This window comes from Celeribacter indicus, from assembly GCF_000819565.1.
Lineage (GTDB): Bacteria > Pseudomonadota > Alphaproteobacteria > Rhodobacterales > Rhodobacteraceae > Celeribacter > Celeribacter indicus.
The window spans coordinates 1359799-1376032 of record NZ_CP004393.1 but is presented as its reverse complement, the minus strand read 5'-3'; the positions used below and the strand labels follow the sequence as shown (position 1 = coordinate 1376032).

13 protein-coding genes and 1 tRNA gene are annotated in these 16234 nt (G+C 59.3%); 5 read left to right on the top strand and 9 right to left on the bottom strand.

The window, feature by feature from the left end:
* The first annotated feature begins 256 nt into the window (after positions 1-256).
* Positions 257-1213, top strand: coding sequence for a sugar-binding transcriptional regulator (locus tag P73_RS06960; protein WP_043869038.1), 957 nt, complete (start codon positions 257-259; stop codon positions 1211-1213).
* 9 nt (positions 1214-1222) lie between these two features.
* Here the strand turns inward: P73_RS06960 and P73_RS06955 are convergent, their stop codons facing one another.
* From P73_RS06955 to P73_RS06945, 3 genes are all read right to left on the bottom strand, one after another.
* Complete coding sequence (locus P73_RS06955) at positions 1223-2413, bottom strand: class II aldolase/adducin family protein (protein WP_245629240.1); 1191 nt, start codon at positions 2411-2413, stop codon at positions 1223-1225.
* Positions 2414-2516: 103 nt separating this feature from the next.
* The gene (locus tag P73_RS06950) at positions 2517-4085 is read right to left on the bottom strand and encodes an FGGY family carbohydrate kinase (protein ID WP_043871463.1); all 1569 of its coding nucleotides are present in this window, start codon (positions 4083-4085) and stop codon (positions 2517-2519) included.
* 56 nt (positions 4086-4141) lie between these two features.
* A complete protein-coding gene (locus P73_RS06945; protein ID WP_043871462.1) occupies positions 4142-5185 on the bottom strand; it encodes a 2-hydroxyacid dehydrogenase in 1044 nt (347 codons plus the stop codon).
* A gap of 126 nt (positions 5186-5311) precedes the next feature.
* On the opposite strand from P73_RS06945, the gene P73_RS06940 reads away from it, so the two are divergent.
* The 4 genes from P73_RS06940 to P73_RS06925 all read left to right on the top strand — a co-directional run bounded on the left by P73_RS06940 (position 5312) and on the right by P73_RS06925 (position 9593).
* Positions 5312-6661, top strand: a complete 1350-nt coding sequence (locus P73_RS06940; protein ID WP_082033141.1) for an ABC transporter substrate-binding protein — start codon at positions 5312-5314, stop codon at positions 6659-6661.
* Between the two features lie 169 nt (positions 6662-6830).
* Positions 6831-7676: a carbohydrate ABC transporter permease gene (locus P73_RS06935; RefSeq protein ID WP_202966941.1), complete on the top strand. Its 846-nt coding sequence runs from the start codon at positions 6831-6833 to the stop codon at positions 7674-7676.
* Complete coding sequence (locus P73_RS06930; RefSeq protein ID WP_043869034.1) at positions 7673-8503, top strand: carbohydrate ABC transporter permease; 831 nt, start codon at positions 7673-7675, stop codon at positions 8501-8503. Before P73_RS06935 ends, P73_RS06930 begins: the two co-directional genes overlap by 4 nt.
* A 40-nt stretch (positions 8504-8543) precedes the next feature.
* Positions 8544-9593: an ABC transporter ATP-binding protein gene (locus P73_RS06925; RefSeq protein ID WP_043869033.1), complete on the top strand. Its 1050-nt coding sequence runs from the start codon at positions 8544-8546 to the stop codon at positions 9591-9593.
* Between the two features lie 67 nt (positions 9594-9660).
* Here P73_RS06925 and P73_RS06920 read toward each other — a convergent pair whose 3' ends face one another.
* The 6 genes from P73_RS06920 to P73_RS06895 form a co-directional block, all read right to left on the bottom strand.
* A complete protein-coding gene (locus P73_RS06920; RefSeq protein WP_043869032.1) occupies positions 9661-10149 on the bottom strand; it encodes a VOC family protein in 489 nt (162 codons plus the stop codon).
* Positions 10150-10188: 39 nt separating this feature from the next.
* Positions 10189-11169: an ABC transporter permease gene (locus P73_RS06915; protein ID WP_158401918.1), complete on the bottom strand. Its 981-nt coding sequence runs from the start codon at positions 11167-11169 to the stop codon at positions 10189-10191.
* Positions 11162-12658 carry a sugar ABC transporter ATP-binding protein gene (locus P73_RS06910; protein WP_043869031.1) on the bottom strand — a complete coding sequence of 499 codons (1497 nt, stop codon included), beginning with the start codon at positions 12656-12658 and terminating at the stop codon, positions 11162-11164. Before P73_RS06910 ends, P73_RS06915 begins: the two co-directional genes overlap by 8 nt.
* 79 nt (positions 12659-12737) lie before the next feature.
* Positions 12738-13718 (bottom strand): substrate-binding domain-containing protein, encoded by a 981-nt coding sequence (locus P73_RS06905; RefSeq protein WP_158401917.1) that lies wholly within the window; start codon positions 13716-13718, stop codon positions 12738-12740.
* A gap of 886 nt (positions 13719-14604) precedes the next feature.
* Positions 14605-15939: a DUF6538 domain-containing protein gene (locus P73_RS25485; protein ID WP_139267210.1), complete on the bottom strand. Its 1335-nt coding sequence runs from the start codon at positions 15937-15939 to the stop codon at positions 14605-14607.
* 146 nt (positions 15940-16085) lie between these two features.
* A tRNA-Ser gene (locus tag P73_RS06895) sits at positions 16086-16175 on the bottom strand.
* Positions 16176-16234: the final 59 nt, after the last annotated feature.

Below are 16234 nucleotides of genomic sequence, written 5' to 3'. Positions count from 1 at the left end.
TTCTATCGCTTGTATCGCTTGTTGATCACGTCGGTCGACGAATAGGCCTTATTTTGACGTGAAGCAAAAGTGTAAAGGGCGATTTCTGGCAAAACCGGAAGGTCTTTTCAACCGAGTGCAAGCGGATGAAACGACAGGTCCCAGCCTTGATGGCCTCTCCAGAATTGCACATCATAGACAACTATTGCGACGTACAATCACATGACTATCATATGCGGCACCTGACAGTATATTTCGGAATCAAGACATAAAGCGCATGGGATCGAACTCTGACACGCAAGACCAGATACGCGAAATCGCATGGATGCATTACGTTGGCGGCCTGACTCAGGCGCAAATCGCCACGCGTCGCGGTCTGAGCAAGATGAAAGTCCATCGCTTCGTGCAAGCCGCCCATGAACAGGGGCTGGTCAAGATTTTCGTGAACAATGTCCCGACGAATTGCATGGAGCTCGAAAGCCGCCTGATCGAGGATTACGGTCTGTCGAGTTGCACCATCGTGCCGGATGTGAACGAACTCCAGACCATGGATATTTCGATGCCCGCCGTCGCCAGTGCCGGGGCGCGGTTCCTGCATGGCCGGTTGGAAAGCACGGATCAGATGATCCTCGGCATCGGGTCAGGGCGCACCATGTCCGCGATTGTCAAAGCCATGCCTGCGATCAAACGCAAGAAAGCGGAGTTCATTTCCGTCACTGGCGATTTCGCGGCCCTGAGTGACGCCAACCCCTTCGAAGTCATTCACGCCCTGATCGACAAGACCGAAGGCAAAGGGTACGCCTTTACCGCCCCCTTGATCGTCGACAGCGAAGCGGACCGCACCCTGTTCCTGCGTCAACGCAGTATCCGGGAATCCTTTGATCGGTTGCGCGACGCCTCCATGATCATGATAGGTGTCGGGCATGTCGGCCCCGGCTCGTTTTTTCGCTCTTTCGGTCTGATCACCGAAGCCGAACAGGGCGACATGATCCGCCAGGGCGTGGCCGCCGACCTTGCGGGCAATCTGATCGACGATACAGGCGCCTTTATCGACAGCGGCATCGCAAAACGCATGTTGGGGATGGAGCGCGACCTGATGCATGACCGCGAAATCGTCGCCGTCTGCGCCGGGATCGAGAAATGGCAAGCGGCCCGTGCGGCGCTGCGCTCGGGCCTGCTCAATGGCTTTATTTCATCCTATAGCGTGGCCCAGCGTATTCTGGACGCCGAGTAGCGGCCTCTTTTAGGCTTTCGGCTTGAGCTTGGCCTGTTCCAGCGACCAATATTCCATGTCGAACAGATCACGCTCGTTGAGCGGCGTGAAACGCCCGATCCCTTCTGCGGCCAAAACGATCCGCGCGGTTTGTTCGGCCAGATCGGCGGCCACACCGGCCTCTTTGGGCGTCCGCCCGATGCCGACAATCCCAAGCCCCCGGATCAGCGCCACACGCGGCAACGGATCGAGCATGGTTTTCGGCTCGTCGGCATGGGGCGCATTGCGGTTGAAATAGGCCTCATACCATGCCGCAAAATCTTTGATCGCCGCGCGCCAGTCTTCGACACCGAATGTCGCCTCACCGATGACCGGACGGGGCTTGATGCGGATGACGTGATCCGGCGTCGCGGTGCCGCGCCCGGTGATCTCCGCCAGTCCCTCCAGCGCCAGAAAACGGTCATTCGCATCGCTGAGACGCAAATCGAGCGCCAGACTGTCCGCAAAAAATCCCCATTCTTTCAAAGCATCCCGCAGCGCCGCAACCGAGGTATGCGCCTCCGGGTCCTGCGCCTTCGTGCCGACCTCTTCGGGCAACAAAGCCGCGCCTTTCGCGGCAAGATACTCTTCGCACATCGTCGTATAGCGCAGAATGCGCTCGTAAGAGGTGCGGGCATCGTCGCCAAAGGAGAACAGGCCGTGGTTCACCAGAAACTGCCCCGACGTTCCCGCGCCCTCTTGGACATGGATTTGATCCGCCGCATGCGAGAGTTTAAAACCGGGCATGACATAGGGCACGATGCTCAGCTCATCGCCGAAAATCTCTCGGGCGCGCTCGGCGGCGTCCGGTTGATTGGCAATGGCCAGCGCCGCACAGGAATGGGTGTGGTCGACGAATTTCGCCGGTAAAAATGCGTGCAGCAACGCCTCCACCGACGGGTTCGGCCCGCTTTGGTCCAACATCTCGCGGCGCAGGAAAGCGACCATCTCTTCGTCCGACATCGTCGCCGTCTTGCGGGCCTCCAGAAGCGGATCGAGCCACATCGCGGGCAGACCCGGCCCCTCGATGGTCGCCAAATCCCAGCCGGAGCCCTTCACATGGATGACATCGTGTTCGGCGCCGTTCTCGTCGCGCCGCCGGGTTTTGACCGAGGTGTTGCCCCCACCATGCAGCACCAGATCCGGCTCCTGCCCGATCAGCTGCGACGTATAGACCCGCATCGCAAGATCCTGTTCCGCCGGGTCATCCCCCGCCGCGCGACGCAAACGCTCCGCTTCCGCTTCGTCCCAAAGAGACTTCATAATCACATGTCCTTTTCCATAATTACTGTTTCACCCGCGCCCCCGCCGGACGCCAGATCGGCTCCAAACCGGAGGCCTCACCAAGGTCGCGCACACCGTCAGTCACCTCAGACCAACGCGCTTTCAACGGCGCATAGAGCGCCATGTTGTCCGGATCGGGCACCACGCGGCGTTCGATCGGGCTGGCCATTGCCGCGACCGCCTCGTCCAGCGTCGCAAACAGTCCCGCCCCCACAGCCGCCAACATGGCGCACCCCAGCGCGGTGGTTTCCTTGACCACCGGGATCTCAATGTCCCGACCCGTCACGTCCGCAATGATCTGCGGCCAAAGCGTGCCCTGACTCGATCCACCCGTGAATTGCAGCGTGTCGTAGCGCTGCCCCGACAGGGCTGCGAGCGTCTCAAGGTGGTGATTGGCCAGGAAGGCCCCCGCCTCCATCACAGAGCGCGCCACCTGTCCAAGCGCCAGTCCCGGCGCATTCAGATCAAGGCCCAGAAAACTCAGCGGCGGCTGTTTCCACGCATCCGACTGCATCGGACAGGCCGTGGCGGCAATCGCGCCAGCGGAGCCCGCAGGCGTGTCTTGCGCCAGCTTTTCGATCAGATCGAAGGCGTCACCCTCGCCACCAGAAAGCTTTAACAAAGGCTCAAAAAACGCGTCCCGAACCCAACGCAGCGCAAAGCCGCTCAGAAAGCCGATCCCTTCGACCATCCATTCTTCCGGGCGCGCGTGGCACAGCGTGCGCGGCCCGAACGCCGGATCGACCAGCGGCTGATCCGACAGGATCGTCATCTGCCAAAAGCTTCCGCCCACCAATGTCGCCTGACCGGCCCGACGGCCCAGCCCCAGAAGCGCAAGCTGCGTGTCGCCGCCGCCCGCGACCACCGGCGTACCGGGGGTCAAACCACAGCGCGCGGCGGCCTCTGCGGTGACGTCACCAATCTTGGTTCCGGCCTCGACCACCGGCGGCACGATCTCTGACGACAGCCCGATCAATTCGAGCAACTCTTCGGACCAGCCGCGCTGAGAGAGATCGAAAAGCGCACTCGACGAGCCCGCAGTGGGTTCGGTCACATAGGCGCCGGTCAGCCGGGTCGCCATCCAGTCGGAAATCATCCCGAGGCGATGCACGCGCGCGAACACATCAGGTCGATTGTCACGCAGCCAATGCAACCGCGCAGGCGCCGTGATCGACACCCAATCGCCACCGCGCCGGTAAATCTCATCCGAAATGCCCGCCTCGGTCAGCGCCTCGGCCTGAACCTGCGCGCGCCCATCGACATTCGGACAGGCCCAAAGCACCTCGCCCGCATCGTCGTAAAGCACGATCCCTTCACGCATCGAGGTCGTCGACACAGCGGCGATCTCCCCGGCGGAGATCTCAGCGGTGGCAATCGCCCGGGCAATCACCCGGTCAATCAGCGCACCATTTGGCCCGGTCGTGAAATCCAGACCGCCGGGGACACCTTCCACCGCCGGATGCCCCCATTCCTCCTGGGCGCTTCCGACAATCTCACCTCGCGTGTTGTAAATAATCGCGCGCCCGCTGCCAGTGCCGGCATCGACCGCCATCACATAGGCTGTCTTCATCATGTCCTCCCTGACGATGCCTCCCCGCACCGTCTCGAAATGTCTCGCATTCTGCCTCAGTTACATGGGTTTCTGAGTTTTTCCCCTTTCAGAAAGCGCGCCAGATCTTCTGCGATCTGTTCGGCGGCGAATGTCGCCACGCGACGCGATGCACCGGCAATATGAGGGGTCAGCGTGACATTGGGCAATCGCAACAATTCATCATCTTTTTTAGGCGGCTCCACCTCGAAAGTATCAAGCGCCGCGCCGCCGAGATGTCCGCTGAGCAAAGCCTCGCAAAGCGCTGGTTGGTCAACCAGTTCACCCCGCGCCGAGTTCACCAGAACCGCGCCTCTTTTCATTTTCGCGATCCGCTCCTCCGAGATGATACCCATCGTCTCTGGCGTCACCCGCGCATGGAGGCTCAGAATATCGGATTGCGCAATCAGATCGTCGATTTCGACCTGCTCGATGCCGTCAATGGCATCCTGCACGGTCAGTTTCGCATAGGGATCGCAGATCAAGATCCGGCAGCCGAAGGGTTTGAGCAGACGCACCACCCGCTGACCGATATGGCTGTACCCCAAAAGCCCGACCGTCAGATCGGACAGCTCGTCGCCGGTGCGGTCGTAACGGTAGAGATCGCCGCGCCAGATGCCTTGGGACAGCCCGGCATGGCCCAGGGTGATGCGGCGCACATTGGCGAGGATCGCCCCGACAGTAAACTCCGCCACGGCGGAGGCGTTGCGACCGGGGACATTGCACACGGTCACATTGCGGGTGCGGGCCGCCTCCATATTGATATTGGTCGGGCCACCTCGCGACACACCGATGAACTTGAGGCGCGGTGCTTTTTCCAAAAGCTCTGCAGTCACAGGCGCCAAATGCGTCACCAGAACCTCTGCCTCCGCCAGCATGGCTTCGAGATCCTTGGGGTTGCCACTGTATTCCTTGATTTCCGTTCCCGCCGGTCCGTCATGCGCAAAGAACGGCACCTCGGGCCATTGCAAATCACGCGTGACCACCTCGCATTCCGCGCCAATCGCATCGCGCACCGCAGTCTCAAAAACCGCCGAGGTGATGAATTGATCGCCGATGGCGGCAATCTTGAGTTTTTCCATGTCGTCCTCCCATTCCATGTCTTCCAGATGTTATAAATAACTTGACTGATATTAATTTCATGTCAAGGTCATTTATGCGGCTGCCGGTCCGGGAGGAAACAGGGCCCAGCCCAAAGGGAGGAAAATATGAACAGCAAAACTCAGACGAATAATCGGACCAAACCGCAAAGCACGGGGACCGCGCTATCGCGGCGCCAGGTTTTGGGCGGTGGTATGGGACTGGCGGTCGGCGCCGCTTTGGGCAGTGGCGTGCTATCGGCGCGGGCCTATGCGCAGGCGGGCGAGACCATCACCGTGCTGATGTCCCAGCCTCAGGTGGGCGGTGCTCGCATTGTCGCCGCCGCTTTCGAGGCGGAAACCGGCGTCAAGGTGGAGATCGTCCCCGTCCCACTCGACCAGATTCAGCAGCAACTCACACTCGATCTGCAATCCGGCGCGAAACGATTCGACGCCTTTGACTATTGGTATATCTCCAAAGGATCGCTGGTCGAAACCGGCGTCCTCGAAGACATCACCGACCGGATCGAAGCCGACGCGGACGAAATCATGCCGGAGGATTTCATCGCGACCGTCTACGATCCCTACAGCCTCTATAATGACCGTCGTTACGCCCTGCCCTTCGATGGCGACACTCATGCGCTGTTCTACAACACCGAGATTTTCGAGCGAAACGGTCTGACGGCCCCGAAAACATGGGATGAGGTCATCACCACATCCGAGGCCATCACCAAGGCCGAAAGCGCCAATGGCATCTATGGCATGGCCTTGATGGGCATTCGCGCCCCGCTTCAGAACATTTCCGTCTTTGCCAACCGCCTTGCCAACTATGGCGGCGAGTTTCTCGATGCGGATGGGCGTCCGGCGCTCGACAGCGACGCCGCGCTCATGGCGGCACAGAACCTTGTCGCTACGGTGCCCTCGGCTTTGCCGACACCCGCGGAAACCGGCTTTGATCAGGCGCTCACCGCCTTTGTCGGCGGACGCGCCGCAATGACAGAAGGCTGGATCGACCTCGGCGCCTATTCCGAGGATAATGAGACCTCGAAGATCACCGGAAAATGGGACGTGGTGCAATTGCCGGTCGGCGGCAGCCAGACCGAAAGCCGCGCGCCGCTCAACGCGGGATGGGCGCTTGGCATCGCGGCCTATGGCAGCAAGAAAGATCTTGCCTGGGAGTTCATCAAACTGGCGTCGTCGGCGAAGATGCATCTCGATTTGCTGACCACCACCGGCTCCGGCATCGATCCGACCCGCATCTCCGCTCTGACCAGCCCGGAGTACGAGGCCTTCAACGCCCGAAGCCAACGGGCCGCGAGCGCCTCGCTCAATGGGGCGATGGCCTGGCCCACCGGACCGCAAGCGCCGCGCATGCTCGAAAGCCTGTCCGAACAGCTCGCCATCATGATCTCCGGCGAAAGCACGCCCGAAGAGGCGATGGAGCTGGCGCAGAAAAGCTGGGAACGCCTGCTGCGTTAAGTCCCCTGCGGACAGGACCTGCCTCTTGGACGCGCATCGCGGATGCCGCGCCCAAGGGGTATAATTTCATAAATGACAACACAGAGGAGGCCCCATGATGGCGACGCCACCGGCAGCTTCTTTCGGATCAGATCGCGGCGCAAACCAGCGCAAGCGTGCGGAATGGAGCATGACCCTGCCCTTGATGGCCGGGCTTGCGATTTTCGCGGGCTACCCTTTGGTGTACCTCGTGCTTCTGGCCTTTTCCCGCTCCGATCTCGGTCAACAGTTTCAAGGCTTTGTGGGCCTCGAGAATTTCGACTGGGCGCTCAGCGGCACGAATTTTTCGGGCTCCGTGGGCCATGCCATCCTGTTCGCTCTGATCGTATCCTTGGTGCAACTGGCGCTTGGGCTCTACCTTGCGGTGATCCTGAGCAAGATCGTGCGTGGCGGGCGGTGGCTTCGGACCATCGTGCTTTTGCCACTGATGACACCGCCGGTGATGGTCGGGATCGCGTGGAAGCTGATCCTCAACCCGTCAGGCGGCTGGCTGAACGGCATCTTGCTGCGCACCGGGCTGATCGACGCTCCGATTTCGTTTTTCGGCAACCATGACCTCGCCTTTCCGGCGATCATGCTGGCGGACACATGGCAATGGACACCGCTGATCGTGATCCTGTGCTTTGCGATCCTGCAAGGCGTGCCGCATGACGTCGAAGAGGCCGCCGCCCTCGATGGCGCCTATCCGAAACGGATTTTCTGGACCGTCACCCTGCCGATGATCGCGCCTGCGCTGCTCTCCGTCTACCTGCTGCGGGTGATCATGGCGCTCAAGACCTTCGATCTGGTCTATACGCTCACTTTCGGCGGCCCCGGCAATGCCACCAACATCGCCACTTTCGAGATCTGGAAAACCGCGCTGCGGGAATTCGATGTCGGCCTCGCCGCGGCCCAGACGCTGATGTTCGCGATCACCGTTTCTGTCGTCACCCTGCCCATCGTTTTGCTGCATAATCATCTGGAGAAACGTCGATGACCGCCTCTGTTCAGGACACCCGCACGGATCGCCTGATCCGGTTCGGCTTTCTGGCCGCGATGCTGATCTTTTTCGCGCTGCCCATCGTCTACCTGTTCTCGACCTCGTTCAAAACGCCCGACGATGTGTTGCAAGGTCGGCTCCTGCCAGAGGCCGCGACGCTCAAGAATTACCCCAATGCCTTCGCACATGTCCCGGTTCTGCGCATGATTTGGAACTCGGTCGCCGTGGCGCTTTTGAGCGGGGTGATCACCCTGGTGATCGCGGTGCCTGCGACCTATGCCACGATCAAACTCGGCGCTTTTCGCAGGACCGTCCCCAACATCACGCTGGCCTCTTATGCCGCGCCCCCGATCATCGCGCTGATCCCGCTGTTCTATCTGTTGCAAACCGCACAGCTGATGGACAGCATTCCGGGCCTTGCGCTGGTTCACGGGCTGATGAACCTGCCCGTCGCTTTTTGGTTGCTCAAGAGTTTTGTCAGCGACATCCCGGCAGAGATCGACGAAGCCGCCTGGATCGACGGCGCGGGCTATTGGCACACGCTCTTCGCGGTGATCCTGCCGCTGATTTTTCCCGGCATTCTGGCCACCGCGCTGATCTGTATCATCTTGTCTTACAACGAGTTTCTTTTTGCCTCCGCCCTGACATTCAGCGAAGCGAGCCGCACGATCACGGTCGGCATGTCGCTCTTTCAGGGCGAGCGACTGGTGAATTTCGGACAGATGGCGGCGGCCTCCTTCACCGGCATGGTGCCGATCTACCTCATCGCATTCTTGTTTCAGAAACATCTCGTCGGCGGCCTGACACAGGGCAGCATCAAATAGCGTGCGCCCTGCGACGCCACCATTCTTGGGAGGAGAACCCATGGTCTCAATCAACATCCAGAACCTCGAAAAACACTACGGCAAGGTGAAGGCACTTCACGGGCTGAACCTTGAGATCGACGATGGCGAATTCATCGTGCTCGTCGGCCCCTCGGGCTGTGGCAAGTCGACCCTGCTGCGCTGTGTGGCCGGGCTGAACCCGATCTCGGGCGGCGACATTCTATTCGACGGCACGCCAGTCGGGCATCTGCCGCCGCAGGAGCGCGATCTGTCGATGGTGTTTCAAAACTATGCGCTCTACCCGCATCTGACGGTGGCGCAAAATCTCGCCTTCGGCCTCAAGGTGCGCAAGACCGCCGCCGAGGAGATCGAAAAGCGGGTGAAATGGGCTGCCGACATTCTGGCGATCACCCCCTATCTCGACCGCCGCCCGCGCGCCTTGTCAGGCGGGCAACGTCAACGGGTGGCCATGGGCCGCGCCATGGTCAAACATTCCAATGCCTTCCTGTTCGACGAACCGCTGTCGAACCTCGACGCCCAGCTCCGCGTCCAGATGCGCAAGGAAATCCGCGCCCTGCAACAGCGGATCGGCGTGACCTCGATCTACGTGACCCACGATCAGGTCGAGGCAATGACCATGGGGGACCGTATCGTGGTGATGAAGGACGGGCGGATCGAACAGGTCGGCAGCCCGGCCGAGCTTTACACCGCGCCGAGAACCCGCTTTGTCGCGGGGTTCATCGGCTCGCCGCAGATGAGCTTTGTCACCGCGCAGGCCGACGGGCATCAGATGACACTGAGCGACGGCACGGTTCTGACCAGCGCCACCGCCGCGACAGGCCCGGTCACCCTCGGCATCCGACCCGAACATTTCCTCGACGGCACCTCCGAGGCCAACCGGCTGACACTCGATGTCACCACTCAACAGGTCGTTGGCACCTCGACGAGCTATTTCGCCACTCTTGGCGACGGTGAGATCGAGGTGATCCGGCAAGGCAGCGACACGGAGCGCCCTGCGACCCTCGCGCTTGGCATTCGGCCCGAACATATCATGGTCTTTGACAAGGATGATCAGCGCATCGCGGCCTAAAGCGCCACAAAGCGAGACCTAAAAAAGCCCCCGCAATGCGGGGGCTTTGTCTTGGGACCGGGATCGTTCACTCAGGGTATGTGCGGATCGGCTTCAGGTCGATGGCATGGCCGGTGCCGGATTCGAGGATCACCTTTAGTTGCGGCTCGCTGTCGAGGTAATAGAACTCGATGGTCTCACCGATGCGCCCCCCCATAAGCATCTTCGCACCCGCCGCATCCATGTCCTGCTTGAACTGATCGGCCGCGTTCTGGCCGTGTTTCATCACGGCAACGTGGTGCAGGCCCTCGCCATGTTCTTCGAGCCATTCCTTGTAGATCGAGTCGCCCTCAAGCGGCTGGATCAGCTCGTAACACATGTCACCCACCATCACCTCGGCGCAGAGCATCGAATAGGTGGCAGGCTTGCCGTGCAGATGGGTGTCATGCAGCACGGGAGCAGTGTGTTCGTAAACATTCCACGGCCCCCAGCCCAGAAGCTGGTGATACATTTTCATCGTCGCATCGAGATCGCGCACGACGACACCGATCTGAGTGATTTTGGTTTCCTCGGACATTCCTATCTCCTCCTTTGGAATGAATTTGCGGGCGGGGGATTACCCCCGGCCCATTTTGCGTGTGATGGCGTCGAGAGCGACGGCGATCACCACGATCGCACCCGTAACCACCTGTTGCAGGTAAACGTCGACACCGCCCAGCACGATCACATTGCCGATCACCGCGATGATGGCCGCGCCCAGAAGAGCGCCCCAGATCGTGCCGATGCCGCCCGTGGTGGCGATCCCGCCGATGACAGGCGCGGCAATCGACGGCAAAAGCCAGGATTGCCCCATCGAGGCCTGCGCCGACACAAGGCGGAAGCACAAAAGCATCCCCGCCAGCCCGGCCAATGCGCCCGCCACGGCATAGGCGGTAATGCGGACACGTTGTTCGTGGATGCCGATGATCTTGGCGGCCTCGCGACTATTGCCCACGGCATAAAGGCGGCGCCCGTAGACCGTTTTCGTGGTTAGGAACAGGATCACGAGAAACACCCCCGCCATGATATAGACCGGCGGCGGCACCCCCATGAGCGTGCCGCCGCCCAGAACCGTCACCTCTTTCGGCAGGCCCACGATGGTGCGGCCCTTGGTGATCCAGAGATTGAGACCCGAATAGACACTGAGCATGCCGATGGTCACCACCAGTGAGTTCAGGTTGAACATGGTGATGATCGTGCCATTCACTGCGCCGGCAATGGCCCCGACCGCCAACCCCGCCGAAATGGCGAGCGCCGGATCGAGCTGCGCATCGACCAGAAGCTTGGTACAAACGATGCCGCACAGCCCTGCGATTGCGCCGATGGAGACGTCAATGTCCCCGAGCAAAAGCAACATACCCTGCGCGATGGCCACGATGCCGATAAAAGCGAGATCGCGGGAAATGATCGTCATGTTGTAGCTTGTCAGGAATTGCGGCGCGACCAGGGACGCGACCACGCATATCACCACAAAAGCGATCAGAACCCCGACGATTTGACCGCCGCCTTTCAGATTGAAACCTCGTCTCTGCGTCATGTTCACCAGCCCGTCAGACATGGGCACCCTCCCTGTTTGCGGCCGTCGCATCAGAAGCGCCGCCCGTGTTGATAATCGAGGACAGCAAGCGTTCTTCGCTCAGTTCCTCCCCTGCGATCTCCGCATTGATCCGTCCGTCATAGAGGCTCAAAACCCGGTTGCTGCACTTCAAAAGCTCTTCGATTTCCGAGGAGATCAGCACCACGGCGATTTGTTGATCCTCAGCGACCTGTTGCATCAGGCGGTAAATTTCGTCCTTGGCATTGACGTCGATGCCGCGCGTCGGTTCGTCGAAAATCATCACCCGCGGATTGGCCATAAGACCGCGCCCGATCAGCACCTTTTGCTGATTACCACCGCTGAGGTTCATGATTTTTGTCTCGGATGAGGCAGTCTTGACCCGATAGTCGCCGATGATCTTGGCAGAGGCCTCTGCCTCACGCGCGTTTGACACCACGCCCAGATGCGCCACGTCACGTAACAGACCTGCTCCGACGTTTTGACGCACAGACATATGCGGGAAAATCCCATGCGCCTTACGTTCCTCCGAAAGATACATCACCCCTTTGGAAATCGCGCGGGCCGGCTTGTTGAACACCCATGGCTCATCGTCGAACCAAGCCTGCCCCGCCGTCGGCTTGCGCATCCCAAAGAGTGTTTGCAGAACCTCGGAGCGCCCAGCGCCCACCAGACCCGCAAAACCGAGGACCTCACCGGCGTAAAGATCGAAAGAAATCTCTTCGAAGCCAGGGCCAGACAGTCCCTCGACCCGGAACACACGATCACCACGCGGCGTGCGCGGACGATAAAGCGTGCTCAAATCCATCTCCTTGCCGGTCATCTTGGAAACAATCCAGGCCTCGGAGACATCCTCGCCATCGGAATTTCCGACCACACAGCCGTTGCGAAGCACGGAGACCACGGAATGCAGCCTCATCACTTCGTCGAGCCGGTGGGTGATAAACACAATCGCCGTACCGCGTGCCTGCAACTCTTCGACAATCGCAAAGAGCCGTTCGATTTCCGTCGCCGTCAAGGAAGCGGTCGGTTCATCAAGGATGAGAATATCGGATCGGCGGCTCGCCAGCGCGCGGGCGATTTGCAAAAGCTGCTTTTCGGCCACCGAAATGTCGCGCACCAGATCTTCCGGCGCACAGGTCATCTTCAGATCATCGAGGAAAGGTCGCGCCGCCGCCTCAAGCGCCTTGCGCTGAAACAGCGCACCGTTGTCCAGCGGCAGGAACATGTTTTCCGCAACCGTCATATTGTCGAAGAGGTTCAACTCCTGCGGCACATAGCCGATCGCCGGAGGTGTCTCGCCATCGTAGTGCAAATCGCCCTCGTCGGGGCGGTAGATACCAGTTAACACCTTGACCAGCGTACTTTTCCCCGCACCGTTTTCACCCACAATGCAATGCACTTCGCCACGTTCGAACCGCAAATCCACCGCATCCAGCGCGATCACGCCGGGAAAGCGTTTGGTGATACCACGGGCTTCCAAAAGACTCATATCGGTCTCCCTTAGATTGGCCTGAGAGTGAAGCCGGGGCATCATAGGATGCGCCCGGCCGATGTTCTGAAACCGGCTCTTAGAAGCCGTCGATATTGCCCTCGGCCACCATGTCAGGTGTCATGTAGCCGATGCCCGTGTCGATCCAGGACGGCGTTTCCACCCCCATATTCTGAAGCATCAGGGCCACTGTGGACCATTCGCCGATCATGCGCGGGCGCGTGGCAATCGAAAGATCGAGCACCCCGTCGCGCATCAGTTCCTGGAGCTGCGGCACATCGTCGATGCCGACGAACTGCACCTCACCGACACGCCCCGCTTCGCGCAGTGCGAGCCCCACACCAACGGGACCGGCGGCATCCACAACGGCAATAGCATCGAGATCGGCATTGGCCGCCAACATGCGCGAGGCTTCTGTCTGCGCCTTTTGCACATCGTCATAATCGAAGCCTTCATCGACAATCTCGACATCCGGGTATTGCGCGAACAGGTCCGTCAACGCCTTGTAACGGTCCGCATGGGCGGAGTTGGTCGGCACACCGTGCAGGATCGCGATCTTGCCCTTGTTGTCGATGCGCTTCAAAAGTTCTTCGCCCAAAATCCGCCCCTGATCGTAGAAATCATTGGAGATATAGGTGAATTGCGAGCCCTGCGGAGCGGTCGAGACAAAAAGCACGACCGGTATGCCGCGATCGCGAGCTTCGTTAAGGATCGGCATGCTGGCATTTACGTCAATGGCGTCGATGGCGATGCCGTCGGGTTTCGTCGCAATGGCGCGCTCCAAAAGCGTGTTTTGTTCGACCAGATCGGCCTGCGCCGGGGCTTGGTAATCGATGGTGATCGTGGTCCCGAGCTGGGCGCTCAGCTGCTCCGCCGAATCCGCCGCCGCGTCATGAACGATGTCGAACCAGGCCTGCGCAAGGATTGGGATCATCACGAAACGATATTCGTCCTTGATCTCAGGCACGGCGCTCTGGGCCGATACGCTTGTTGCGCCCAACGTTGTGCTAAACACGATACCACAGGCTGCGGCCGAAAGACCGCGCATAAGTTTTCTCATAGTTTCCTCCCATTGCGAGCATGCCTCCATGCATGCTCAATTTCCGGCCCCTCTCCTCCAGAGAAACCAACTCCAAACACGCGCCGGATATGCGCGCCTCTCGCCAGGGCTCCTCTCCCCAGCGCGAGTCTTTGAGTGTTATTTATTTCATAAATGTTATTTATATAATATCGACTGTCAAGAAACATTCTTGGGCATATCTTCAACCACCCCGCCCTATTGGCTTCTAAGGTGTTAGCTTCCGCCGAGAAGGAGCCAGTAGGCCCCATAGCTTTTCGGTGCGAATTGCCCCATGTAAACATGTTGCCCAGACGCTTTAGGTCTGGGAGATATGGGTGCCATTCAACGCAGGGCATTGCTCGATAAAATGCCAATTCGAGAGATATCCTGACGCACGGGGCTATCTCGCAACACCATCAGCAGTTATATGCGCGAGTGCGCGGTCGAGACGCAGTTCAGGACGCCAGCAACGCTCAGCTATACTGTCTTCACCCTTCATCCACCCAGAATGATCCCGATCTTTTCTTTCGCTGAATTCTGTTTACGCGTTGCGCGGCGGATGAAGCCATTCTCATTTCGTTGTCACGCGTGACCGGCACGACGAAATTAATGCTCCGACTGATTGGTCTGGACTCCTTTGGAGCAAATGAAATGGCTGAATGTACGATGACAGCGGTCTTGCTAGAGAGAGGAGACACCCGCGAAATAGCGGTGGATTGCAACCAGAAAACAATAGGCCAACACTCCAAGCGCCCCTCCGAGGTCAGGCTGCCAGTGGAAGAAAGAAATACCGCTCTCTGAAGGCCGCTTGTCAGGTTGTCCCTCCAGGATCAGTGCATTCAGCACCACGCCGCAATAGCTGTCACCGCTCCCCTTCTGGATGGCCTTACTTCAGGTGCGCAGGGACGGGCAGCATGATTTCTTGCGCGATCTGAAGGCGGTCGGACAACGTCATTCCATCCCCATAGACCTCGCGCCCACGGCGCGACCTGAGTGAATGCCCCATCAGTTCGCCGCGATCATCCATTTCATAACCTGCGCGCTTCATACGGCCCTCCCAACTATGACGCGTTCCACCGATGGTGACCCCTTCAGGCAACAGCCCGTTGTTTCGCAGGTATTTATTAACCGACGCGCTATAGCTGCTCTTGTTTCGGTACCTCGGGAAGCCCTCCGGGTGTCTTTTAGCTGCAGCCAAGGCAACTCCTACAAGTGGAACTTCCCGATGCGATGGCAAGTTTTTGACCTCGCGGCGCTCTTCCGGGTTCTCAGATTCTTCATGTGCGATGTGCAAATGCGGGATAGGACCTTCAAGGCGGATGGCAGATGCAGGCAGATTATAGATCTCGTTCTGGCGGCACCCTGTCTCGATGGAAATCAACAAAATATCTCGGGCTTCATCGTTCAATCCGCTGAGCGCATCGGGGGCAAACCAGTGTTCAACGATCCAATCCACGGGCACTTCGCGTTTTTGCTCAGGTTCTTGATGGCGATCACGAATGGAAATTCTCGCATAGGGGCGCGGCGGATCCTCATATTCGAGTTCTTCGTAGAAGCGAGCCAGCATGCCGGCCATGTTGGCGAAATCCTTATTGGCTGTTTCTGCAGACTGTCCTTCTTGGGCCCGTCGTGCTTGCCACCACCTCTTGTGTTTGCGAGCCTCGGACCCCGTAACATCAACTACAGCCAAGTCTTTGCCGACAGCTTTGATCAGATTTTTGACTGCCCGCAAGCGAGGGGATCGCCACAGGCGCATCTGCTCACTACTTTTGAAACGGTTATCATAGGCAGGGAGCTGTTCAACATGGTCAACGAGGTCCGACAACCGCAGCTTTGGTTCCTCAACCACCCCAAGCAGCGCGGCGGCCGCCACTTCATCAGGTGCGCCATCTGCTCCGCGCGTCGCTTCAACACGCCGCAAGATATCCTCCAGAGGTAATTGCTCCACCTGATCGACGGATAGAAACTGAAATCCCCGAATGGCCGCCAACTGTTGCGCCGCTCGAAATTTTTCGTTCGCATTTCCGTCCCGGCCGGCCAGCAATGCCTCCCATCCTTCAATGTAGGAGGCCCATACGCCCGCTGATTTCTGCAGAGCGATACTGTAGGAGTCGGTTTTCAGGCTCGCCCATACCACAGATCGCGGTTCGACTGTCTCATAGCGTTTAGGCACCCGACGCTTGAGATACCAAGTCATTCCACGCAAGACAGGTTTTGACATGTCTGCACCCTCACAATATCGCATTGTGAAGCAAAATGTGGAGCAGAATGGGTAGCAAATCAAGAAGACCGAGCTCGCATCCGGAGCAAGTATAGGCTCAACACTTTGTTTTAAAACAATATAAAAAAACACACCTAAAATTAAGGTGGCGGAGACGAAGGGATTCGAACCCTCGAGACGGTTTCCCGCCTACTCCCTTAGCAGGGGAGCGCCTTCGACCACTCGGCCACGTCTCCGCCGACCCGTGTAATGGAGCGATCCGGCGGAGACAAGGGCTAAAAGGCGGTGGCGGGGC

Excerpts from the sequence above, each read along its gene's own strand:
- P73_RS06910 (WP_043869031.1), bottom strand. The coding sequence starts at position 12,658 with ATGAGTCTTTTGGAAGCCCGTGGTATCACCAAACGCTTTCCCGGCGTG.
- P73_RS25485 (WP_139267210.1), bottom strand. The coding sequence starts at position 15,939 with ATGTCAAAACCTGTCTTGCGTGGAATGACTTGGTATCTCAAGCGTCGG.
- P73_RS06915 (WP_158401918.1), bottom strand. The coding sequence starts at position 11,169 with ATGTCTGACGGGCTGGTGAACATGACGCAGAGACGAGGTTTCAATCTG.
- P73_RS06935 (WP_202966941.1), top strand. The coding sequence starts at position 6,831 with ATGACCCTGCCCTTGATGGCCGGGCTTGCGATTTTCGCGGGCTACCCT.
- P73_RS06920 (WP_043869032.1), bottom strand. The coding sequence starts at position 10,149 with ATGTCCGAGGAAACCAAAATCACTCAGATCGGTGTCGTCGTGCGCGAT.
- P73_RS06930 (WP_043869034.1), top strand. The coding sequence starts at position 7,673 with ATGACCGCCTCTGTTCAGGACACCCGCACGGATCGCCTGATCCGGTTC.
- P73_RS06905 (WP_158401917.1), bottom strand. The coding sequence starts at position 13,718 with ATGAGAAAACTTATGCGCGGTCTTTCGGCCGCAGCCTGTGGTATCGTG.
- P73_RS06960 (WP_043869038.1), top strand. The coding sequence starts at position 257 with ATGGGATCGAACTCTGACACGCAAGACCAGATACGCGAAATCGCATGG.
- P73_RS06940 (WP_082033141.1), top strand. The coding sequence starts at position 5,312 with ATGAACAGCAAAACTCAGACGAATAATCGGACCAAACCGCAAAGCACG.
- P73_RS06925 (WP_043869033.1), top strand. The coding sequence starts at position 8,544 with ATGGTCTCAATCAACATCCAGAACCTCGAAAAACACTACGGCAAGGTG.
- P73_RS06955 (WP_245629240.1), bottom strand. The coding sequence starts at position 2,413 with ATGCGGGTCTATACGTCGCAGCTGATCGGGCAGGAGCCGGATCTGGTG.
- P73_RS06945 (WP_043871462.1), bottom strand. The coding sequence starts at position 5,185 with ATGGAAAAACTCAAGATTGCCGCCATCGGCGATCAATTCATCACCTCG.
- P73_RS06950 (WP_043871463.1), bottom strand. The coding sequence starts at position 4,085 with ATGAAGACAGCCTATGTGATGGCGGTCGATGCCGGCACTGGCAGCGGG.